The following is a 24,366-nucleotide window of genomic DNA, read 5'->3' on the forward strand; positions in this document are numbered from 1 at the left end:
AATCCAGATGAAGGGATGGCTATACGATATGAATTTGTCTGATATAGGCGCTGTACGTCATACATTGAACTTAAATGGAACATGGCAGTTTTGTTTGGATCTGGAGTCCGATACACTCGTTGAACAAGAGATATTACCGCCTTCACAGTGTGAAAATACATCATGGGAGACCATTCAGATTCCCGGTTCATGGGAAGAGCAAGGATACGGAGATGAGCCTGAATACGAAAGGCTCGATACCTGGACCAAGGTACGCGAATATGAAGGCTCAGCCTGGTATGCTCAGGATGTTCATGTTCCATCAGACGATCCCGGATGCCACTATGTATTCAGATTGGAAGGTGTCCGATGGACAACGCATCTCTGGATCAATGGACAATATGCAGGGCAGCAGGATAGTCTGGTGAATCTACAGAAGTGGGATGTTACCTCTCTGGTGAAGCAGGGGGAAGTGAATCGGATAGAGATTCGCGTGGATAATACGATGAAACTTCCGCTGGCGGGTAGCCATATTCATTCATTGCATACGGCCACAGCCTGGGGTGGAATCACGGGTGGTGTTTATCTGGACAGTCTGCCCTCATGCCGATTACAGACGTTACGTATTCAACCAGATGCTGAGAACGGAACCATTCTTGTTGATTGTACTGTAAGCGCTCCCGCAAATGATTCCGCTAGATCGATGCAATTACATGTGGATATCCAGCATCCGGACGGCACATGGCTTGATCGATATAGTTGTAATGTGAATCTGAGTGATCCATCACATATGGATATAAGCTCAGCAGGGTTAACTGAAAGCAACGCTGTAATAGATCAGTGGCGATTGGAACTTGGAACAGAAAAGTCTATCGCAAGATGGTCGGATGAATCCCCTGAATTATACAAGGCTGTGATCCGTCTCCATGACGGTGAACAGGAACTGGATCGGCTGGAGCAATCATTTGGTGTACGCTCCTTTGCAGCAAAAGGGAAGCAGCTTGAGTTGAATGGGATACCAGTATACCTGCGTGGGTACGTCGATTGCTGTATCTTCCCACTGACGGGTTATCCCGTCTGGGACAAGGAGCATTATCTTCAGCAATTTAGAATCGCCAGATCGTATGGCTTCAATCATGTCCGACTGCATGGGTGGAGCGCGCCGGAGCCTTTCTGGGATGCTGCTGATGAAGCGGGCATGCTGGTGCAGGCAGAACTTCCCCATTGGTCTCGTTTCTTTGAGCAATCGGATCAGTCTGCGCCAGCTGAAGTATTGTCCTATCTGACACAAGAACTGGACGGGTTGCTTCAGTCGCTGCATAGACATCCTTCATTCGTCATGTTCTCCATGGGGAATGAACTCATTGGTCCGAATGGCCACCCTGAACTCAATGCATGGGTATCGAGGGCAAGGGATATGGACCCGACCCGGTTATATACGGACAATACAGGATTTGGACAGCTTCCGGCGCAAGGGCGGGAAGGTGATTATTATATTCAGTCGTTGAACTGGCATCCCCCGTTGGAATCCGCATATTCTGCTGTGCCGGATACCACGCTGGACTATCATGCAGTCACTCGGCTCGCGGAGCATCCCGTCATTGGGCACGAACATGCACAGTACACCATGTATGTGCGGCCCCAAGAGCGAGCCAAGTATACTGGCGTATTGCGTCCTAGCTGGTTACGACCGATCGAAGAATCGTTAACAAACAAAGGCATGATGGAGGACCTGGAGCATTTTCAACAGGTCAGTGGTACCCATCTGGTACGTTCCTTAAAAGAAGCCATGGAGCGGATTCGGCGAACACCGGACGCTGCGGGTGTACAGCTTCTGGACATTCGCGATTTTCCAGGGCAGGGACATGCTACGACGGGCATTCTGGATGTATTTTGGGATGACAAAGGCATTACAACACCAGAAGAATTCATGCGTTTCAACGCAGATGTGGTGCTGTTGTTAAGCTGCAAGGAGCGTACATTTTACGCTGGAGAACCCATTCATGTCGATGTACGCATCTCTCACTACGGTAAGGAGCCGCTTAAGGACGCAGTTATTCAGTGGAGGTTAATAAGCGATGATGTGATACTTACTGAAGGGGCATGGAAGACCGGAGATATCCAATGTGGGTCTGTCATGTCACTGGGAAGCATCGTCGCTACAGCACCTCGGGAAGCAGCAGCAGCTTTTCGGATTGAAGCGGAGATGATATCAGGCGATTTGGAAAGAACTGTAGCGAATGTATGGCATGGCTGGTCGTTTCCTTTTTACCAGTCTCATCCGGGTTCGAATCGGTTCTGGAATACCGTGGCAGAGTTGAAGCCATTCCTGGGTGAAGCGCATGATGATTGCGTAGATCGCATCGATGGATTTCAGTTGTTGAAAAATCGGGAGATTGACTTGGTTATCGTTCAGTCGTTAACACCCAATGTCGTTGATTATGTGGTCAACGGGGGGAGTGTTTGGCTACAGCCAACCGCAGAAGGGTTATATGATTCAGTGGAGACCAAGTATCTGCCTGTATTCTGGAATTACCTGATGTTTGCTACGCAGCCTGGTGCAACGATGGGCATGTATTTGAGAAAACAGCTAGCACTACTAGGCTCCTTCCCGCATGATGGGGCTTCGGACTGGCATTGGTATCACTTGGTGAACGGTACACCAGCGATATGTTTGGATACGTTGCCCGGGGTGGAGCCGCTGATCGAAGTGGTGGACCATTTCCATCGGGCCAAACGACTCGCTTATGCCTTTGAGGCAAAAGTAGGGAAGGGCAAGATTTTGATATCCTCACTTCCGTTTGCCAATCTGGCTGTAATGAAGCGTCCGGAAGCCGCCTACTTATTTCAGGAGATACTTGCCTATCTGAATGGAGATCAATTCCGTCCAGCAACCTCCATATCCGTAGCGCAATTACTCGGCATCGTTAAACTGCAAACCATTCAATTTACATTGTAATCAGAGGGACCCGAAAGGGTCCTTTTTGTATGCCATGTAATTGAAGTAAACGATTACTATAAAACGGTTTCGGTATTTACCACTTTAGATGGTAGTTTACCTTAATATTACTTTTATCTCATTTAAAAGTAGAATTTATCACTGATTTTAACGAATTAATGTCTGATTATATATGTCTATATCTAATTTTTATATGATTTTCTCTAAAATCCAGATGGTATTTTGAAAACGCTCTATCGAGTATGATTATTTTATAAAACAGAGGAGGGGGAACGGAGATGGAAACGCTAACAAAAAAATCCGCTTCCGCGAACAGAAGCAGTGACCCCAAACCGCCTTTAAAGAATCGGCGGAACGGAATTTGGGACAGAATGAAACAGCAGAAATATCTCTATCTCATGTCATTGCCATTCGTAGCTTGGGTTTTCGTATTTAACTATCTGCCACTATGGGGATGGACGATGGCTTTCCAAAATTATAAACCTGCCAGATCATTTGGTGATCAAGAGTGGGTTGGTTTTAAACACTTTGTAGAGCTGTTCAGTGATGATCGTTTCTATCTGGTACTTCGAAATACGCTTGCAATGAGCTTGATGGGACTAGTTGTCGGTTTTATCGTACCGATATTCTTCGCTATTCTCCTGAATGAAATGAAAGGCATGTTCTTCAAACGTGCCGTGCAAACGGTATCATATCTGCCTCACTTTGTATCCTGGGTTGTTGTAGCCGGGATCATTACGAAGATGCTCTCCACCGATGGAGGGATTATCAATGATCTATTGGTAGGACTGAACATTATCGATCAGCCGATCCAATTCATGGCCAAGGGGAACTTGTTCTGGTACATTGTAACCGCTTCAGATATGTGGAAGGAAACCGGTTGGAATGCCATCATCTATCTGGCGGCGATTACAGGTATCGACAATGAGCTGTATGAAGCTTCCCGTGTAGATGGAGCCAACCGCTGGAGACAGATGTGGCATATTACGCTGCCTGGCATACGGACCACGATTTCTGTACTTTTCATCATGTCCATTGGGCATCTGATCAGTATCGGTTTCGAGAAGCAGTTCTTGCTTGGCAACAGTCTGGTCACAGACTACTCGGAAGTACTTGATCTATACGCGCTCAATTATGGTTTGAATATGGGACGATTCTCGTATGGTACAGCCATAGGTATATTCAACTCCGTTGTCAGTATCATCCTTCTGTTTACTGCGAACGGCTTGTTCAAAAAATTCACAAAAGAAAGCATCATGTAGGGAGGGGACGACATTATGGCGAACAAAGCATTCAATGCTACTCGGGGCGATAAACTGTTCGATATATTCAACATCCTCGCGATGACCATGGTGCTGGTTGTAACACTTTATCCATTCCTTAACGTACTAGCCATCTCACTCAATAACTCGACAGATACAGTACGTGGCGGAATTTACTTGTGGCCTCGCGAATTCACATTACAGAACTACAAAACGATTTTCCAATATGATGGATTGCTACAAGGTTTGCAGATCTCCATTCTGCGTACACTTGTAGGTACCGTGCTCGGATTGATCAGTTCATCCATGATCGCCTTTACACTGAGCAGACCAGATTTTGGACTTAGAAAATTTGTTTCCACAACGCTCGCGCTCACGATGTATTTCTCCGGTGGTCTGATTCCGGTGTACATTCTGATGCGTGACTTGAACCTGATCGGTACATTCTGGGTATATGTATTGCCTGGCATGATCAGTGCATTTAACGTGTTCATCATCCGTTCATTCATTGATGGCCTGCCATACTCATTGCAGGAATCCGCGAAGCTGGACGGAGCGAATGACTTTACAATCTATTACAGAATCATCTTGCCACTGTGTAAACCAGTGCTTGCTACCATCGCATTGTTCCTGGCTGTAGGTCAATGGAATGCGTGGTTCGATACGTACCTGTATAATGGTTCAAAGGCACATCTGACCACGCTCCAATATGAGCTGATGAAAGTATTGCAAAGTACGCAGCAAGGCTCAGGTGCTGGACGAAATGCCAATGATATGGCGCAGCAAATGACACAGATTTCACCGGAATCGATCAAAATGGCGATTACGATCGTTGTAACGGTTCCAATCCTCATTGTATACCCATTCCTTCAGAAGTACTTTGTTGGCGGTATGACACTGGGCGCAGTAAAAGGTTAGACAATTGGGTACAGGCTGCCACATAGAGCGGCCGTACATCTACAAATGAAGCATCAGGATACCCGAAGCGCAGCCATTTGGTCTGCGCTTCACCGTATAGGGCTGCGGTGTGGTATTCATGAAGCTATAGACAGGGACAAAAAAGTCCCGGACAAACAGACATATGAAACAGGGAGGATTACCATTATGGCAAGTTCCAAAATGAAGATTGCACTGGCACCAGTGCTTGCAATGTCTTTACTCGCAGGTTGCGGTGGAGGAAGCGGCAGTGATACGTCGTTCAAGGATACAAGCGCAGAGACAACTCCACTTACTTTTGATTTCTTCAGCGTTGACCCCAGTCCGAACTGGAATGGCATGAAGGATGAAGTAGGTAAAGTCCTTACGGAAAAAACAGGGATAACCCTTAACGGTGAATTTGCCGTTAGTGGTGGTCAAGATAAAATATCCTTAATGGCGGCGAGCGGAGACTATCCGGATATTGTCTCCCCCAAAGGAGAACTCAGCAAACTGGTGGATGCCGGAGCAATGCTCGATCTGACAGATCTGATCGACCAATATGCTCCCAATCTGAAGAAGCTGTATGGTAATTACATGGACCGGTTGAAATACAGTAATGAAGATCAGGCTATTTATGTGCTGCCAACGTATTATGCGGTAGACCAGAAGTACTTTGATGCAGGTGGTGGATTTGGCATTCAGCACCGTGTACTGAAAGAACTCGGATACCCGGAAGTGCGTACACTTGAGGATTACGAGAATGTATTGAAGGCGTACAAAGAGAAACACCCAACAATTGATGGTCAGCCAACTATCCCGTTAACACTGGACGCGGATGATTGGAGAATCATGATTACCGTAACGAACCCGGCCTTCCAGGCAACAGGTGCACCGGATGACGGTGAATACTACATCGATCCAGAGACGTATGAAGCAAGTCTGCATTACAAACGTCCAGAGGAAAAAGAGTACTTCCGCTGGTTGAACCATATGTACAACACTGGATTGCTGGATCAGGACAGCTTCATCCAAAAAACAGACCAATACAAATCCAAAATTGCAAGTGGACGTGTTCTGGGTGTCATTGACCAGGATTGGGGTTATTCCGATGCAGAAAATGCACTGAAATCTGCGGGCAAGGATGAAGCAACGTATTCACACTTCCCGGTAACCCTGTCCGAGGATATCAAGGATCATGCCTACCAAGACCCTGGTTTTGTATCCGGTTGGGGTGTAGGGATTACAACATCGAACCCTGACCCGGTTCGTACGATCAAATTCTTCGATTACCTGGCTTCTGAGGAAGGGCAAGTGCTGATGAATTGGGGAATTGAGGGCAAACAGTATGAAGTGAAGGACGGCAAACGTGTCATTCCTGCCGACATTCTGGATCAGAAAACCAATAATGCAGCCGTATTCCAGAAAGAAACGGGTATCGGATTGTACACCAATATGTCCGGTCACTATGGAGACGGTGTGAAGGATTCAACGGATAACTACTACACTACGAATTTCCCTGAACAGATCGTGGCAGCATATTCCGATGCAGAGAAAGAAACACTCAAAGCTTACGGTGCTACGACGTGGAAAGACCTGTTCCCAAGTGAAGATGAGTTCCCAATCAAACCATGGGGAGCAGCATACAATCTGCCAACACCAGGTGACTCCAACTACAACGTCATCTTCAAGAAAACACAAGATATCATTCGGAAACGTATCCCGGAAGCCATTCTGAGTACTCCTGAACAGTTCGATGCGATCTATGACGGCATGATTGCAGAAGTGAACCAAGCAGGAGCAGAGGATATGGAGAAACAATATACAGAACTCGTTCAAAACCGTGTTCAATTGTGGAGCGGTGAAGAGGCTAAATAAAGGATTAGCAATTCAGATCTAAAACGAAAAAGAATCCAGAATATCTGGGTTCTTTTTTTATCTAAAACGTTTTCTAAAAAACGTTTTCAATTTTATAAATTCACTATTGACAAGGGATATAGGAGCGATTATTATTCAAGTATGAAAGCACTTACATTTGCTTGTACAACACGTGGCATACACCTGAATCTCAAAGTAAACATTTGCAGAATGAAGAGGAAATAAGGCAAGAAGAACATTTTTTATTTCTTAAGAAAACGCTTCTAATGTTATAAAAACAAGAAAATTACATTTGTTTCATCTGGTCACGGTATGTGCAGGTCAGCCTGTTATACAAATATACAGCTTCATTAATATCCATAAGGGGGATTACACATGAAGGGCAAAACACCAAAAACATTCGCAATGCTTCTGTTAGCCAGTGCTCTTGCAATTACAGCAGGATGCAGCGGCAGTGGAGGAGGAACTAACGCTTCAGAGAAACCGGTTGAATCCGGAGATACAACTAGTCCAGTGACCTTTACATTCTTTGGTGCAGACGCGAGTCCGAACTGGAATAACATGAAGGATGCTGTCGGTCAAGAGATTACTAAGGCAACGGGAGTTACAATTGAAGCTGAGTATGATGTGAATAATGGTGGTGACCAAAAGATTCCTTTGATGGCTGCCAGTGGTGATTACCCTGATATTATCTATCCTAAAGGCAACTTGTCTAAGCTTGTGGATGCAGGCGCGATGCTGGACCTGACCGATCTAATTGAGGAGCATGCTCCCAACTTGAAAAAAATCTATGGTGATCAGATGAACCGTCTGAAATACAGTTTGGAAGATCAAGCTATTTACACGATCCCGACGAATATGGGTGTAGATAACGTTTCATTTGACGCTACGGGCGGATTCGAAATTCAACAAAGAGTATTGAAAGAGCTCGGCTACCCTGAAGTAAAAACGCTTGAGGACTACGAGAACGTACTGAGAACGTATTATGAAAAACATCCAACGATTGATGGTCAACCGACTATTCCGTTAACATTAAATGCAGATGACTGGAAAATTATGATTACGGTAACGAACCCTGCATTCCAAGCTACAGGTGGACCGGATGACGGTGAGTATTATATCAATCCTGAGACCTATGAAGCCGTTCTACACTACAAACGTCCTGAAGAAAAGGAATATTTCCGTTGGTTGAACAAAATGTACAATGAGGGTCTGCTTGACAAAGATACATTTGTTCAAAAGGATGACCAATACAAATCCAAAATTGCCAGTGGCCGTGTACTTGGTTTAATCGACCAGGAGTGGAACTATGGTGAGGCGGAGAATGCTTTGAAATCATCTAACGGTGGCGATAAAACATATGCCCACTTCTCCGTATCCCTGAACAAGGATATTGTGGATCATACGTTCCAACCGACAGGATTTGACGGTTATGGTATCGGAATCACAACTTCGGCCAAAGATCCGGTACGTATCATCAAATTCATGGATTGGCTTGCTTCCGAGGAAGGTCAGGTCCTAAGAAACTGGGGTGTTGAAGGCCAACATTACCAAGTAGAGAATGGTAAACGCATCATTCCGGATGACGTACAAGATCGCAAAACCAATGATAACTCTGCTTTTACCAAAGAATCAGGCATAGGTATGTATAACGTATTTAGCGCCAGATACGGTGATGGTGTGAAAGATGCCACAGATAACTATTACACAACGAATTTCCCTGAACAGATCCAAGCTGGTTACACTGCAGCTGAGAAGGAAACGTTGAAAGCCTACGGTATTACAACATGGAAAGATTTCTATCCTTCTGAAGATGATCTGAAGCTGAAAGATTGGGGCGCAGCATACAACATGCCTGTACCATCTGACACGGATTACAACGTAACGTTCCAGAAAACACAGGATATCGTACGTAAACGTATTCCAGAGGCGATCCTTGCCAAATCTGAGAACTTCGACAGCGTATATGATAGTCTTCTGGCTGAACTCGATAAAGCGGGTGCAGTGGAGATGGAGAAACAATACACGGTTTGGATCAAAGAACGTGTAGCTCTCTGGACTGGAAAAGATGTGAAATAAGCTTGAAAACCAAGCATTAAAGTTAAGGATTTTCATAGCGAAAAAAGCCCTTGAGAAAGGGCTTTTTTTATTGTTGACGTGAGGAGATGGATAGCCTATAATCTATCATGTAAGCACTTTCAGTAAGCGGTTTATTCTATTTCCGAAAACGTTTTACGTCTGTTAGAAGAAGAATCTTTCTTTTTGCAGAATCGAAACGTCAGCTTCAGTAAATACGTCGGGATGAACGATACCGAAAGCGCATTCAAAAAAAAGTGGTATCCTCAGGCATAAAGCCTGTTATACAGATAAAACCTTCATAAATAATAGGGGGAACTAGACAATGAGAGGCAAAATGAAAGGCAATACACCCAAGACGTTTGCAATGTTGATGCTCGCAAGTGCAATGTTGGTTACAGCTGGTTGTGGGAATTCGGGAACCAAAGAGACTTCGGAGTCCAGCGGAACCGAACCGATCACAGTTACATTCTTCGGGGCGGATGCTAGTCCAACCTGGAACAAGATGCAAGATGCTGTTGGTAAAAAGATTACGGAGCAAACAGGCGTTACCATTGAAGCAGAGTATGATGTAAACGATGGTGGTAACCAGAAGATTGCACTGATGGCTGCCAGTGGTGACTTTCCTGATATGATCTACCCTAAAGGTAACTTATCTAAGCTTGTGGATGCAGGCGCGATGCTGGATCTCACGGATCTGATTGAGGAGCATGCTCCCAATTTGAAAAAAATCTATGGGGAACAGATGAACCGTTTGAAATACAGTCTGGAAGATCAAGCGATCTATACCATTCCAACCAATATGGGCGTTGATAATGTTACGTTTGACGCTACAGGTGGATTTGAAATTCAGCAAAGAGTATTGAAAGAGCTCGGATACCCTGAAGTGAAGACACTTGAGGATTACGAGAATGTACTCAGAGCTTATTATGAAAAACATCCAACCATTGATGGTCAACCAACCATACCATTAACATTGAATGCAGATGACTGGAAGATCATGATCACGGTAACGAATCCAGCTTTCCAGGCAACAGGTGCACCGGATGATGGTGAATATTACATTGATCCTGAAACGTATGAAGCAAAATTGCACTACAAACGTCCAGAGGAAAGAGAATATTTCCGCTGGTTGAATAAAATGTACAATGAAGGCCTACTGGACAAAGATGCCTTTGTTCAAAAGGATGACCAATACAAGTCCAAAATTGCCAGTGGCCGTGTCCTCGGTCTGATTGACCAAGAGTGGAATTATCAAGAAGCGGAGAACGCGCTCAAATCATCGGGCAAGGATGATGCCACATACGCTCACTTCTCTGTATCACTTAACGATGAAATTGTGGATCACACGTTCCAACCAGCCGGATTTGACGGTTATGGCATCGGGATTACAACTTCGGCCAAAGATCCAGTACGTATCATCAAATTCATGGATTGGCTTGCTTCCGATGAAGGACAAGTGCTGAGAAACTGGGGTATCGAAGGTGAACATTACAACGTAGAAGATGGTAAACGCGTGATTCCAGATGACGTTCAGGACCGCAAAACGAATGACAACTCCAATTTCAGCAAGGAAACAGGAATTGGGATGTACAACGTATTTAGTGCAAGATACGGTGATGGTGTAAAAGATTCTACGGATAACTACTACACAACAAACTTCCCTGAGCAGATTGTAGCTGGTTACACGGCTGCAGAGAAAGAAACGCTGAAAGCTTACGGTATCACGACATGGAAAGAGTTCTATCCAGCTGAAGAAGATCTGCCAGTTAAGGATTGGGGCGCAGCGTATAACATGTCCGTACCTTCCGGTACAGACTATGAGGTAACTTTCCAGAAAACGCAGGATATCATCCGTAAACGGATTCCGGAAGCTGTTCTGACTACACCAGCCAACTTTGATGCAACCTATGATGCTTTACTGGCTGATTTGGACAAAGCGGGTGCAGTTGAAATGGAGAAACAATTTACGGTTTGGGTTAAGGAACGTGTCTCTCTGTGGACAGGAAAAGACGTAAAATAATATGGATTGTCTGTGATCCATGGTTACACAAGGAAAGGGCCCTATATGGGGCCTTTTTTTTGTGAAATGATGTGATGATTTGCATTGACGCAAATTTTGAAATCACATATAATTTTATTATTGTAAGCACTTACCGAAAACGTTTTATGTTATAAGAAATATACAGCTGATTTAGGAACAGGAGCTAATCATGTCCCAACACAATAACCAAACTAAAATCAATCGTCTATGGTATCAACAACCGGCAAAACGCTGGGAAGAAGCATTACCCATCGGAAATGGCCGTCTTGGAGGCATGGTGTACGGTGGCACAGCAGATGAACGAATTCAGCTCAATGAAGATACATTATGGTCAGGGTTTCCACGGGATACGATTCAATACAGCAGTCAGCGGCATTTGAAACAGACGCGCGAGTTGATCATGTCTGGGCAGTATGGTGCAGCTGAGGATTTGTTGAACCGTGAAATGCTTGGTCGTGATGTAGAGGCCTACCAGCCGATGGGTCATTTTCTATTGCACCATGAGGGTCTGGAAGATCTTTCATATGATGCATTTGGACGGGAGCTTGATCTGGAATCGGGTATTGCAACCACAACCTACTTATTGGAAGGAGCTCAATACTTACGTGAAGTGTATTCCAGTGCTTTGGATGATCTGATGGTCTGCACATTAACTGCTGATCAGAAGGGCGCTGTGAGTGTAAGTGTTACGCTAGACAGTCCCCATCCTTATCGCGTTGAGACTTCGGGAGATGCTCTAACCATGTTCAGTCGGTGCCCAAGTCATGTGGAGTCCAATTACTTCAGAGATCACCCGGAATCCGTCCTCTATGAAGAGGATCGGGGGACGGCTTATGCTGTCCGGGTAGCGTTTACGGCATCTGGTGATCAGGTGAAGGTCTCCAATCTGGAAGGCAAGTTACATATTCAGGGTGCTGATCAGGTTGTGTTTTATCTGGCAGCGGCTACCTCCTTTGAGAGTTACGATGTGTTACCTGTGAAGGATCATCTTGTATTGGAAGAGGAATGCAAGGAGATGATCTCCAAAGCGACCACACATGGCGCGGAAGCGCTTCGTGACCGACATATTCAGGATTATAGCGCGTTGTTTAACAGAGTCTCTATTGATTTAGGGGTATCGGCTAACGCCGAATTACCTACAGATGAGCGGCTGCAGGCTTATCAGACAGGGCAACAAGACCCTGGACTGGAGGCACTTTATTTTCAATATGGAAGATATCTGTTAATGGCTAGTTCGCGTCCGGGCAGCCAGCCTGCCAATCTGCAGGGAATCTGGAATCATCAGGTAGAGCCGCCATGGCACAGTGACTACACGATCAACATCAACACGGAGATGAATTACTGGCCAGCGGAAGTCTGCAATCTCAGTGAATGTCATGAGCCGCTGTTTGATATGCTGACCGATCTCAGTAATACAGGACGAAGAACGGCGCGGATTCTGTATGGAGCCCGCGGATGGACTGCTCATCATAACGTGGATATCTGGAGAACTACCACACCTACAGGTGGAGACGCGAGCTGGGCATTTTGGCCGATGGGCGGTGTGTGGCTGACCTCGCATCTATGGGAACATTACCAGTTTACCGGAGATCAGCGTTTTCTTGAGGAACGTGCGTATCCCATCATGAAAGAGGCGGCGCTGTTCTGTCTCGATTGGCTGGTGGAAGGACCCGATGGTTATCTGGTTACGATTCCGTCCACTTCACCAGAGAACAAGTTTCTCACAGATGCTGGGGAGGCACGCAGTATATCCATGGCTTCAACGATGGATATGACGTTAATTCGTGAACTGTTCAGCCGCTGTATTGAGGCCGCGAAGCAACTAAATATAGATGAATCGTTGGCAAGCGAGTGGAGTGAGGCTCTGGAGAAACTCTATCCATTCCAAATTGGAAGCGAAGGACAATTGCTGGAGTGGTTTAAGGATTTTGCCGAATCCGAGCCAGGGCATCGTCATGTCTCCCATCTGTATGGGCTGTATCCGGGAGAGCAGATCAATCGAGTACACACACCGGAATTGCTAGAAGCATCGAGGGTATCGCTTGAACGTCGTATCTCACAAGGTGGCGGGCATACAGGATGGAGCTGTGCATGGTTGATCAATCTGTATGCACGACTGCTGGATGGCAGCCAGGCACATCAGTTTGTGCGCACGTTGCTGGCCCGGTCCACACATCCGAATCTGTTTGATGACCATCCACCATTCCAGATCGATGGTAATTTTGGAGGCACGGCTGGAATCGCGGAGATGTTATTGCAGAGCCACTTGAACGAGTTACATTTACTGCCTGCACTGCCTGAACTCTGGACTCAAGGTCGTGTTGAAGGGCTTCGTGCAAGAGGTGGTTATACAGTGGGCATAACATGGGCGGACAACAAGCTTGTGTCAGCGGTCATCAAAGCAGACCGAAGTGACTCGCTGACCATTCGCAGTGCTTATCCGCTGTGTGTAGAAGGAAATGAACAAGCCAAGGCAGAGCTTACGCCTCAGGGCGATTATGTAATTATTTTAACCATGACCGCAGGACAGACGATCCGCGTGTTATTATGAGACGGAGGAGCCAACCATGACCATTTTTAAATTTCCGCAAGATTTTCGCTGGGGAACAGCAACAGCTTCCTATCAAATAGAAGGAGCTGCACAGGAAGGTGGACGCGGGGTATCCATCTGGGATACGTTTGCGCGCACCCCTGGCAAAGTATATAACGGAGACAATGGGGATGTCGCATGTGACAGTTACCACCGTTACGAGGAAGACATCGAACTGATGAAGAAACTCGGGATTAATACATACCGTTTCTCCATTGCGTGGCCGCGCATTATTCCTGACGGAGATGGGGAGATCAATCGGGAAGGTCTGGACTTCTACCACCGCTTCGTGGATGCATTGATCGAGGCTGGAATTGAACCGTTCCTCACTCTGTATCATTGGGATCTTCCGCAAACGCTGGAGGATGACGGGGGCTGGGGCAACCGCAGAACTGTAGACGCTTTTGTGAAATATGCGGAAGTGATTTTCAAAGAATTCTCGGGCAAGATCAATTTTTGGCTGACATTCAATGAGCCATGGTGTATCGCGTTCCTGTCAAACCTTCTCGGGATTCATGCGCCAGGAAACAAAGACCTGCAAACGTCTATTAATGTGGCACATGGATTGCTGGTTGCTCATGGTAAAGCTGTTCAATCCTTCCGTCGTTTGGGTACAACCGGACAGATCGGTATTGCTCCGAACGTATGCTGGGCTGAGCCGTACAGCAAATCTCCCGAGGACCAAGCTGCGTGTGACCGATCGATTGCGCTTAATACCGATTGGTTCCTTGATCCAATCTACAAAGGTTCATATCCGCAGTTTATGGTGGATTGGTTTGCAGAAGCGGGGGCTACCGTACCAATTCAGGAAGGAGATATGGAGATTATCTCGCAACCAATCGATCTGCTCGGCATTAACTATTACACGATGGGGATCAATCGCTTCAATCCGGAGGCAGGTGCTCTGCAATCGGAAGAAGTTGATATGGGCCTCACCAAAACCGATATTGGCTGGCCTGTGGAATCACGTGGTTTGTATGAATTTATGCATTACTTGCAAAAGTACGGCAATGTGGATGTATATATCACAGAGAATGGTGCCTGCATCAATGATGACCTGGAGAACGGAAAAATTAACGATGATCGCCGGATTTCATATTATGAGCAGCATTTGGCTCAAATTCACCGCATCATTAATGACGGCATTAACCTGAAAGGGTACATGGCATGGTCACTGATGGATAATTTCGAGTGGGCAGAGGGCTACCGCATGCGTTTTGGTCTTGTTCATGTGGACTATCGTTCACTCGTGAGAACACCGAAGGAGAGTTATTACTGGTATCAGAACGTCATTAAGAATAATTGGTTGGAGACACGGAACGAACATAATCCCCAATAGTTTGGGTGGCAGGTTTTAAGGGTAAAGCAGGTCCTCATTATATATGGTTCCCTTATTAAAGCTGAGAACGACGGTAACATTGGAGTATTCCAATGTGCCGTCTTTTTTTGTGTTTTTACCGTTGGAAATGAGTAGTTCATAAAGGTTTCATAAGGTCAAGTGCAGTTCCTGTTATGAAGAGACGTTTTTTGGGTTATAAGAAGTAAGAATGAATTTAATAATGTTTTGTCAATGGTCGAAATGAAAATAAAGTGTCCAAATTGCGAATAAAATTTGAACATTTGTTGACTAAAAAACATACTGATGTGGTATATTGGTATAAGGAAAGCACTTACAAAAAGGGAAAAGGAAGTGTTTACTATGGCATCGAAGACAGCAATGGTCAGCCAATTGGAGCGCAAAGACAAAAATATGCGGCGCGCCGTCTTGACGATGACAGTTCTGGCATGGGTCGCACTCATTACGGGAGTGGTCATGTGTCTGATCAATCTGAACGAATTTAATGATCGTAATCTTGGCTTGATGGTTGGTATTGGATTCCTTGTAGGTAGTGTGTTTATTTACGTTATTGCCAAAGCGATTGGCCTTGTTCATACACGCCGGGAAGACGAAGGCGCCGATTGATTATAATCCTGCGTTAATTCGTTCATAATAAGACTGGATGAGTTCCCGGAATCCAGTCAATAAAGCCCTTTGCGGATTCGTTGACACTGTTCAACGGGACTGCAAAGGGTTTTATTTTGTGACTTGAAGTGTAAAGATTACGAAGTACAAATATCAAGCATGCAAGCGATTTGTGAGAAAAAATTCACACATTTAAGGTGTAAAATCGACAAATTTGTTAACAAGAACAAAAAAGTTGTTCATTTCTGATATCTTTAGTAGGAAGAGAGTAGTATACTGATTTTTCAGTATGAGCGAATTTAAGGAGAGGGGATCAAAATGAACAAGAAACCTAGGTCGCTAATCCGGATTATCATTCCGGTTGTCCTGACGTTGGTTACAATTGCATTGATTGTCTGGCCAATGCTGGCAGGCGGACAGTACGTTGTTCTGGATCCGAAGGGGCCAATTGGCGCTTCGCAGAGAGATTTGATTGTCATCTCGACAATTTTGTGTGCTGTCATTATTGTGCCAGTACTCATTTTGTCTGCCGTAATCGTATGGCGTTACCGCGACAAGCCGGATAACAAAGCTGCTTATGAACCTAACTGGTCTCATAGTACGAAGGCGGAGGCAATCTGGTGGACGGTTCCAATCATTATTATTGGACTGCTTGCCATTGTTACTGTTCGTTACACGTATGATCTGGAGCCTTCGAAGCCGTTGGCTCACGAAAAAGCACCAATTACCATCCAAGTGTCTTCACTGGACTGGAAATGGTTGTTTATGTATCCTGAGCAAGGGATTGCAACGGTCAACACGCTGAATATTCCGGCAGATCGGCCCGTGAAATTTGAACTCACTGCGGATTCACCGATGAACTCATTCTGGATTCCGCAACTTGGAGGACAGATTTATACGATGTCGGGTATGGCAATGACCTTGTATCTGCAGGCAGATCATGAAGGCAAGTACTGGGGTTCAGGCGCTAACTTCACAGGTGAGCATTTTGGAGAAATGCGTTTTGATGTGAATGCTACATCGGACGAAGATTTTGACAATTGGGTAGCTGAAGTGAAACAGAGTTCTCAGGCGTTGACTACAGAAGGTTACGCTGCACTGGCTGAACCAGGAACAAGCAATGTTGCTTATTATTCTGCCTTCCCAGAAGGATTGTTCCAAAATATTGTTACCAAGTATGTGATTGACGGTAATGGCGCTCACAGTAAGCACGGAAGTTCAAACGAAGCTTCTGGAGCCATTCAAAATTCAACTGATAAGTCCAATCAAGACGAGGACAAGAGTGCTAACTAAAGATTCGAAAGGAGGCCCCCAATGTTAGAGGGACTTAAAGAGTTTGCATCGGAGTTTTTCGTAACCGGCGATCCGCTCATTTATGGTGCGATGGTTTCCATCGGGATTACAATGATTGCGATCGTAGCGGTGCTAACTTATTTCAAAAAATGGGGCTGGCTCTGGCGTAACTGGTTAACGACTGTCGATCACAAGAAGATCGGTATCATGTATATCATCGCTTCCATTATCATGTTGTTCCGTGGTGGTGTGGATGCGCTGATGATGCGCCTTCAGCTTGCTATGCCTAACAATGAATTTCTAAATCCTGAACATTATAATCAGGTCTTTACAACTCACGGCACGATCATGATTTTGTTCATGGCGATGCCATTTATGTTTGGTCTATTTAACGTTATCGTGCCACTACAGATTGGAGCAAGAGACGTTGCGTTCCCGTTCCTGAATTCACTGAGTTTCTGGTTGTTCTTCTTGGGCGCAATGCTGTTCAACCTGTCCTTCGTTATCGGTGGTTCACCGGATGCGGGATGGCTGAGTTATCCGCCTCTATCGGAGCTGTCACACAGTCCGGGGGTAGGACAGAACTTCTATATATGGGGTATACAGATATCGGGTATCGGTTCCCTGGCTACCGGTATCAACTTCCTGGTTACCATCATTAAAATGCGTGCGCCAGGCATGAGATGGATGAAAATGCCGATGTTTACATGGTCGGTATTCTCCACTTGTATCATCATCTTGTTTGCATTCCCAATCTTGACCGTGACACTTGCATTACTATTCCTCGACAGGTTTGCCGGGGCGCATTTCTTCACACTTGATCTGGGCGGTAACCCAATGATGTATATCAACTTGATCTGGATGTGGGGTCACCCTGAGGTATACATTGTCGTCTTACCAGCATTCGGTGTGTTCTCCGAGATTGTAAGTACCTTCTCTCGGAAAAAACTGTTTGGTTACAAGTCGATGGTATTTGCAATGTTAATCATCAGCTTCCTGTCCTTCTTCACATGGGCGCATCACTTCTTCACGATGGGTTCCGGAGCGGACGTGAATGCATTCTTCGCCGTTACCACGATGTTGATTGCTATTCCAACAGGGGTTAAGATATTTAACTGGCTGTTTACCATGTATCGAGGAAGGATACGCATGGCGACTCCGATGATGTGGACACTTGCCTTTATCCCGTGCTTTATTGTCGGGGGTATGACAGGCGTTCTGTTATCCGTTGCTCCTGCTGACTTCCAGTTCCATAACAGTTACTTCCTGATTGCCCACTTCCACCAAGTATTGATCGGTGGTGTAGTATTCGGCTACTTCGCAGGTCTGTACTACTGGTGGCCTAAAATGTTCGGTTTCCAACTTCCAGAGAAACTGGGCAAATGGGCATTCTGGACTTGGAATATTGGTTTCTATGTCTGCTTCATGCCGCAGTACGCTGTCGGTCTGATGGGTATGACACGTCGTCTGAGCACATACGGCTGGGATACTGGCTGGTGGGAACTGAACTTCGTATCCACAATCGGGGCATTCCTGATGGGTGTCGGGTTCCTGTTCCAAGTTGCACAAATCGCAGACGGTATTCGCAAATACAAAACACTTAAAGCTTCCGCCGATCCATGGGATGGTCGTACGCTCGAGTGGTCGATTCCTTCACCAGCTCCTGAATATAACTTCGCTATTACACCGCGCGGAGATGATATTGATGAGTGGTGGGAAGAGAAAGAACGTCGTGCCAAAGGCATCTATCCGCCTGAGCAACCGCTTGAGCCGATTCATATGCCGAAGAACTCTGCAATTCCGTTCATCATGTCTTCCTTCTGGTTCGTTGCCGGCTTCGGCTTCGTATTCGGTTGGCTGTGGATGGCGATTCTCGGACTTGCTGGCGTAGGCATTTGCATGATCGCCCGTTCATTCTCATACGATACGGATTATTACATTCCGGTCGACGAAATTAAGCGTACCGAAGCGTCGTTAAGGGGGTCGGTATAGATGGCTCAAGCAGCCGCTAAGCACGGTGAGAATCATGCACATGGTCATGACCATGGACATCATGATCCACAGGAAATGAAAATTCTCGGATTCTGGTTCTTCCTGATTTCCGACGTAATCCTGTTCTCCGTATTGTTCGCAACCTTTATTGTGTTGCGTGACAATACGGCGGGCGGACCGATTTTGTCTGAACTGATCAAAATGCCTGGCGTTATCGCCGAGACGTTTATCTTGCTCACAAGTTCATTTACGAGCGGCCTTGCCGTTCTGGCAATGAACCAGGGTAAAGTGAAACAATTGATTAACTGGCTGATTGTTACAGCTGTTCTGGGTGCAAGCTTTATCGCCCTGGAGGTTTATGAGTTTATTGAGTTGATTCACGAAGGGTTTAGCTTTACAACGAGTGCTGCTTCTGGCGCATTCTTCACCCTTGTGGGTACTCACGGACTTCACGTATCGCTTGGTCTGATCTGGATGATTGGACTCATGTTCCAACTGAAAAAACGTGGAATTACTGATGTTACTCGCGGTAAAATCAACGTTATCAGTTTGTACTGGCACTTCTTGGACGTCGTATGGATTTTCCTCCTGTCGATCGTCTATCTCATGGGGGTGATGTAGATGGCAGAGCACAACTCACATGATTCCCACAGCCATGAACAACATGGCTCACTGAAGTCTTATGTCATCGGCTTCATTCTGTCCGTCGTACTGACAATCATTCCACTTGTGGTGGTTTTGAACGACATGATGGGCAAAACAGGAACACTCATTGTGATTCTTGGTACAGCAGCACTTCAGTTTGTGGTTCAACTCTTCTTCTTCATGCATATCCGTGAAACAGAGAAACCACGCTGGAATGTGATGGCCCTTATTTTCGGATTACTGATTATGATGACCATCGTAATTGGTTCAATCTGGATCATGCTTAACAATGCTGTTGCACATTAATTCATATGATGAAAGAGCTTCACGACCTTGGAATTCAAGGTTGTGGGGCTCTTTTTTTTCTAAGCAGAAGTTATTACATATTTTAATGAAAAAAAAGTTGGATTATATCATAATAAGTCGTTGATGAAATAATTTACCAGTGATACTATTGTTATACACTCTGGCAATATATTCATTATTTTAGCTAGAGCTATTTTTAGCAAAATTTTTTTAGGAGATGCATCAATGAAAGCAAGGGTAATCCGTTATTATCGTTTTGGCGAACCAAGTGAAGTGTTATGTATGGAAGAAAAAGATGTGATACCTCCTGGGCCCGGTGAATTATCAGTGAGGATGTATGCTCGGCCTATTAATCCCTCCGATATCATTCCTGTTCGAGGAGCTTACCCGCATCGTACCCGATTACCAGCTGTTCCCGGTTTTGAGGGTGTAGGGGTGGTAGAAGCAGTAGGACCGGGAGTATCCAATCAAATGTTGGGGCGCCGTGTCTTGCCGCTAAAAGGTGAGAATACTTGGCAGGACGTCGTGAAGACCTTGGATCGTCATACAATCATCGTGCCGAATGATATCGATGATCACTCAGCCAGTCAGCTCTATATTAATCCGGTTACGGCTTGGTTGATCTGTACAGAGGTGCTTAAGCTTACGTATGGCGATACCCTGATTGTGAATGCAGGGGGATCTGCAATCGGGCGAATCTTTGCACAGATCTCAAAAATCTATGGATTTAAATTGATTGCGCTTACGAGAGATGATCGTCATACTGCTGAATTGTATCGTCTTGGAGCAGTTTCTGTCATCAATACAACGAAAGAGTTGCTCCAGGCTAGAATCACGGAATTAACAGAGGGATACGGTACTGATGCAGCCGTGGATTGTATTGGAGGGACAGATGGGGAACAGTTGGTGAATTGCCTTAAGCCAAATGGGACGGTCATCAGTGTAGGACTGCTTTCGGGGATCACACCGTTATGGCATGAAGTAACCCGGGGAACACAAGTTCATGTGAAACTTTTCTGGTTAAAGCATTGGGTGGAACGCTGTTCGCAAGAACGCTGGGAACAGGTATTTCATGAGGTGATGGAGCTGGTCAGAGCAGGGAGGCTTGTCATGACAAACATTGGGACGACGTATGAACTAACGAATGTACAACAGGCTATTGAAGCGGCTGAATCGGGTATCGGGGGGAAGGTTCTCTTATTACAGTAGTACATAAAACTTGGAAAAAACTCAACATAAAGAATGCGTAATTAATAACTAATTCATATTGGGGGCCTTGTTGTGAAGATTAAAGATATGATGTTTACTGCGATTATGGCAGCCGTTATTGCAGTACTTGGACTGTTACCGCCGATTCCACTACCATTTATACCTGTGCCAATTACAGTCCAAACGCTGGGCGTGATGCTGGCAGGCAGTATCCTTGGTGCTCGATTGGGAGGGGTAAGTCTCTTGCTCTTTGTTGTTCTGATCGGTTTAGGAGCTCCATTGTTGTCCGGTGGCAGAGGGGGCTTGGGTGTTCTGGTTGGACCTACAGGCGGGTATGTTCTAAGTTATCCGATTGCTGCTTTTGTGATTGGGTTGCTAGTTCAACGTACATCCGTTGCAGGCATTAAATTTTGGAACTTTCTACTGAGCAACATTGTGGGTGGAATCTTTGTTGTGTATGCAGTGGGTATTCCATTCCTGTCCTTTATAACGGATGTACCAATTACACAGGCTATCATAGGCAACCTTGTTTTCATTCCAGGTGACCTGCTGAAAGCAGTGCTTGCTTCACTTATTGCTGTCAGAATTCTCAAGGTAAGTCCTACAATGATCCAGGATACGAAAAGGCAGACTCCGGGGGTCTAACATTATGATATTCAGAGACTGCACATTCTTAAACACTTCTGTACAAGTAAATCGCGCCCAAGTGATGGAGGTACTACAGTGATTCATTTTTCCAATGTAACGTTTGGTTATGCAAACCGAGCAACAATGTTAAACGATATTAACCTTCATATTCGTTCTGGTGAATATGTGGCGTTTGCTGGAAGGAATGGAGCAGGGAAATCCACCATAGCTAGGTTAATGAACGGGTTACTCCTTCCAACCACAGGCCAAGTAACTTTTAATGATTATGTGACATCCAATGAAGATGATTTAAGTATCATTCGTCAGAGAATTGGAATGATCTTTCAAAATCCAGAGAATCAAATTGTGGCATCTACAGTGTTTGAAGATATTGCCTTCGGCCTGCAAAACGTTTGTGTCCCTACTGAAGATATCGAGCATCATGTAACAGAGGCATTGAGGCAAGTGGGGATGCTGGATTATTATAATTCTGATGTATATTCGTTATCAGGAGGGCAAAAACAGCGTATTGCTATTGCGGGAGTTCTCGCTATGGGACCAGAAGTTATTGTTTTTGATGAATCTACCTCAATGCTTGACCCGGAAGGCAAAGATCAGATTGCATTGCTGATGGGAGAGTTGTATAAACAAGGAATTACGATTGTAACAATTACGCATGACTTAGAGGAGATTGCAGCATCTTCGAGGGTTATTGTACTTGATCAGGGTGACATTTGTTATGATGGATCGCCCGAGGCCTTGTTTCAGGGCGAATACTGGCGTTTTCCCGGGATAACAGCTCCTTTTATTGTCGAGGCAAGAGAGGCACTGAACCGGAAGGGGCTACACTCTTCTTCGGCACTCACTCTGGAAGATTTGGTGGATGATTTATGCAAATTACACTAAAAGAAGTGGACTTCTCGTATCATGTTGGAACACCACTGGAGAACAACGTATTGAGCAACATTACACTCACCATGGGCGATAATCGCATTTTTGCTGTTGTGGGAAAAACGGGATCAGGCAAGTCAACTTTTGTACAGCTGCTCAATGGGCTTCTGCAACCTACAAATGGAACAGTTGATATAGGGGATTTTCGAATGACAACCGATCGAAAGAAAACGCACGTTCTCTACGATAAAGTAGGTATTGTATTCCAATTTCCGGAGCATCAATTATTCGAGGATACGGTAATAAAAGACATTTCCTTTGGTCCCAAGAACTTGGGCTGGTCAGCTGAAAAAGTTCGTAGTACATGCTTGGATGCATTACACATGGTAGGTCTGGACGAATCTTTCTGCAATAGATCACCGTTTGAATTAAGTGGCGGAGAGAAGCGGAGAGTGGCAATTGCAAGTGTGTTAGCGATGAACCCGGAGGTGCTTATTCTCGACGAGCCAACCGTAGGGTTGGATTCGGAAGGGAAAGAGCAGCTGATGGAACTCTTTTGTTCCTGGCAGAAGGAACAGGGGAGTACGATCATTATGGTGACGCACGATATGGAGACTGTTGCCGAGTACGCCGAAGAAGTGATTATATTTGAACGTGGTCAAGTGCAAAGACATACGACTCCGCTCCAATTGTTCACTGAATATCAAGTTGAGTTGAAAGATATGGGATTAAAACTGCCTAAAGCGCTCCAGCTCGTGGAAGCCATAAATGTAAAATTGAACGTTGAATTGCAGCTGGAGTCGGTAAAGAAAGAATGGATTTTGTCATATATTGCTGATTTTTTTCAGAGGAAGGAATTGTAGTTATGTCCTTATCTCAATCCTTTATCATTGGTCAGTATGTCCACAGAAACTCCATCATTCACCGGCTTGATCCAAGAGCTAAACTCGTCATCGCGTTCCTGTTCATGTTGTCTGTCATGCTGTTGAACTCATGGCTTTCATACGTATTGTCTGCGGTGTTTGTGGTGTGTGTAGTCACTATATCGCAAATACCACCCTCCTATATTGTTAGAGGATTGAAACCTGTTTGGCTAATAGTCATTGTCACATCTGTGTTTCACATTTTTCTGACACAAGGGGGGCAGTTATGGCTTGAAGCGGGAGTGTTTTCGATCTACGAGGAGGGTGTCATTAAAGCAGGTAATATAGCCATTCGCATCATTCTTCTTCTCGTCATCGCTTCATTGTTGACACTTACGACAAAGCTGGGTGATCTCGCACAGGCTATTGAAGATCTCTTGAAGCCTGCCAAGCGGTTGGGTGTTCCTACACAGGAATTTGCGTTGATGATCTCGTGGACGATCCGCTTTATTCCAATCCTGTTGAATGAAACCGACAACGTGATGAAGGCACAGCGGGCAAGAGGTGTTCGTTTTAATTCCGGTAATATCGTTCGTCGTCTGCAAAGTTTTATCCCAATTGTAGTCCCTATCCTTCTGTTAGCATTCCAGAAAGCCGAAAGCGCTTCACTGGCCGTTGAGGCACGCGGATATAGCCCTGGCATGAATCGAACGCAACTGAGAACGTTATCTTTCAAAAAGCTCGACTATCAAGTGCTGATCATATCCATTTTTTGTTTCGCACTTTTGTTGGCATTACGAAAGTGAGGTAAGCTATGAGGATTTACCCGACAAATCTACATGAATATCACAGACTCATTTCAGTATCTAAAGGT

The 24,366-nt window shown here is 45.3% G+C and carries 18 protein-coding genes; all 18 read left to right on the plus strand.

Going from position 1 to position 24,366, the window contains the following annotated elements; translation table 11 throughout:
- The first annotated feature begins 7 nt into the window (after nucleotides 1-7).
- The 18 genes from ACDJ59_RS30235 to ACDJ59_RS30320 all read left to right on the plus strand — a co-directional run bounded on the left by ACDJ59_RS30235 (nucleotide 8) and on the right by ACDJ59_RS30320 (nucleotide 24,298).
- A complete protein-coding gene (locus tag ACDJ59_RS30235; protein ID WP_413407162.1) occupies nucleotides 8-2,938 on the plus strand; it encodes a glycoside hydrolase family 2 protein in 2,931 nt (976 codons plus the stop codon).
- A 278-nt stretch (nucleotides 2,939-3,216) separates the two neighbouring features.
- A complete protein-coding gene (locus tag ACDJ59_RS30240) occupies nucleotides 3,217-4,200 on the plus strand; it encodes an ABC transporter permease (RefSeq protein ID WP_169481450.1) in 984 nt (327 codons plus the stop codon).
- 15 nt (nucleotides 4,201-4,215) lie between these two features.
- Nucleotides 4,216-5,118 carry a carbohydrate ABC transporter permease gene (locus ACDJ59_RS30245; RefSeq protein WP_036606894.1) on the plus strand — a complete coding sequence of 301 codons (903 nt, stop codon included), beginning with the start codon at nucleotides 4,216-4,218 and terminating at the stop codon, nucleotides 5,116-5,118.
- Nucleotides 5,119-5,304: 186 nt separating this feature from the next.
- Entirely contained in the window at nucleotides 5,305-6,993 is a 1,689-nt protein-coding gene (locus ACDJ59_RS30250) for an ABC transporter substrate-binding protein (RefSeq protein WP_340018542.1), read from the plus strand.
- A 375-nt stretch (nucleotides 6,994-7,368) separates the two neighbouring features.
- Nucleotides 7,369-9,072 (plus strand): ABC transporter substrate-binding protein, encoded by a 1,704-nt coding sequence (locus tag ACDJ59_RS30255; RefSeq protein WP_413407163.1) that lies wholly within the window; start codon nucleotides 7,369-7,371, stop codon nucleotides 9,070-9,072.
- Nucleotides 9,073-9,394: 322 nt separating this feature from the next.
- The gene (locus ACDJ59_RS30260; RefSeq protein ID WP_017692217.1) at nucleotides 9,395-11,092 is read left to right on the plus strand and encodes an ABC transporter substrate-binding protein; all 1,698 of its coding nucleotides are present in this window, start codon (nucleotides 9,395-9,397) and stop codon (nucleotides 11,090-11,092) included.
- A gap of 190 nt (nucleotides 11,093-11,282) precedes the next feature.
- Nucleotides 11,283-13,664, plus strand: a complete 2,382-nt coding sequence (locus ACDJ59_RS30265; protein WP_413407164.1) for a glycosyl hydrolase family 95 catalytic domain-containing protein — start codon at nucleotides 11,283-11,285, stop codon at nucleotides 13,662-13,664.
- Between the two features lie 16 nt (nucleotides 13,665-13,680).
- Nucleotides 13,681-15,042, plus strand: a complete 1,362-nt coding sequence (locus ACDJ59_RS30270) for a GH1 family beta-glucosidase (RefSeq protein WP_091019252.1) — start codon at nucleotides 13,681-13,683, stop codon at nucleotides 15,040-15,042.
- A 360-nt stretch (nucleotides 15,043-15,402) separates the two neighbouring features.
- Entirely contained in the window at nucleotides 15,403-15,666 is a 264-nt protein-coding gene (locus ACDJ59_RS30275) for a hypothetical protein (RefSeq protein ID WP_341008927.1), read from the plus strand.
- 318 nt (nucleotides 15,667-15,984) lie between these two features.
- Nucleotides 15,985-16,959, plus strand: coding sequence for a ubiquinol oxidase subunit II (gene cyoA / locus ACDJ59_RS30280; protein WP_413407165.1), 975 nt, complete (start codon nucleotides 15,985-15,987; stop codon nucleotides 16,957-16,959).
- 21 nt (nucleotides 16,960-16,980) lie between these two features.
- Nucleotides 16,981-18,951, plus strand: coding sequence for a cbb3-type cytochrome c oxidase subunit I (locus ACDJ59_RS30285; protein WP_413407166.1), 1,971 nt, complete (start codon nucleotides 16,981-16,983; stop codon nucleotides 18,949-18,951).
- On the plus strand, nucleotides 18,952-19,572 hold the full coding sequence (gene cyoC, locus ACDJ59_RS30290; protein WP_091019254.1) for a cytochrome o ubiquinol oxidase subunit III: 621 nt from the start codon (nucleotides 18,952-18,954) through the stop codon (nucleotides 19,570-19,572). It abuts the gene before it with no gap.
- Nucleotides 19,573-19,902: a cytochrome o ubiquinol oxidase subunit IV gene (cyoD, locus tag ACDJ59_RS30295; RefSeq protein WP_413407167.1), complete on the plus strand. Its 330-nt coding sequence runs from the start codon at nucleotides 19,573-19,575 to the stop codon at nucleotides 19,900-19,902.
- Nucleotides 19,903-20,127: 225 nt separating this feature from the next.
- Nucleotides 20,128-21,111: a zinc-dependent alcohol dehydrogenase family protein gene (locus ACDJ59_RS30300; protein ID WP_413407168.1), complete on the plus strand. Its 984-nt coding sequence runs from the start codon at nucleotides 20,128-20,130 to the stop codon at nucleotides 21,109-21,111.
- Between the two features lie 72 nt (nucleotides 21,112-21,183).
- On the plus strand, nucleotides 21,184-21,756 hold the full coding sequence (locus ACDJ59_RS30305; protein WP_413407169.1) for a biotin transporter BioY: 573 nt from the start codon (nucleotides 21,184-21,186) through the stop codon (nucleotides 21,754-21,756).
- Nucleotides 21,757-21,834: 78 nt separating this feature from the next.
- Complete coding sequence (locus ACDJ59_RS30310; protein ID WP_413407170.1) at nucleotides 21,835-22,644, plus strand: ATP-binding cassette domain-containing protein; 810 nt, start codon at nucleotides 21,835-21,837, stop codon at nucleotides 22,642-22,644.
- The gene (locus ACDJ59_RS30315) at nucleotides 22,629-23,492 is read left to right on the plus strand and encodes an energy-coupling factor transporter ATPase (RefSeq protein ID WP_413407171.1); all 864 of its coding nucleotides are present in this window, start codon (nucleotides 22,629-22,631) and stop codon (nucleotides 23,490-23,492) included. The genes ACDJ59_RS30310 and ACDJ59_RS30315 overlap by 16 nt, the downstream gene beginning before the upstream one ends.
- Before the next feature lie 2 nt (nucleotides 23,493-23,494).
- Nucleotides 23,495-24,298, plus strand: a complete 804-nt coding sequence (locus ACDJ59_RS30320) for an energy-coupling factor transporter transmembrane component T family protein (RefSeq protein ID WP_413407172.1) — start codon at nucleotides 23,495-23,497, stop codon at nucleotides 24,296-24,298.
- Nucleotides 24,299-24,366 lie beyond the last annotated feature (68 nt).

Source organism: Paenibacillus amylolyticus, from assembly GCF_047302515.1.
Lineage (GTDB): Bacteria > Bacillota > Bacilli > Paenibacillales > Paenibacillaceae > Paenibacillus > Paenibacillus amylolyticus_G.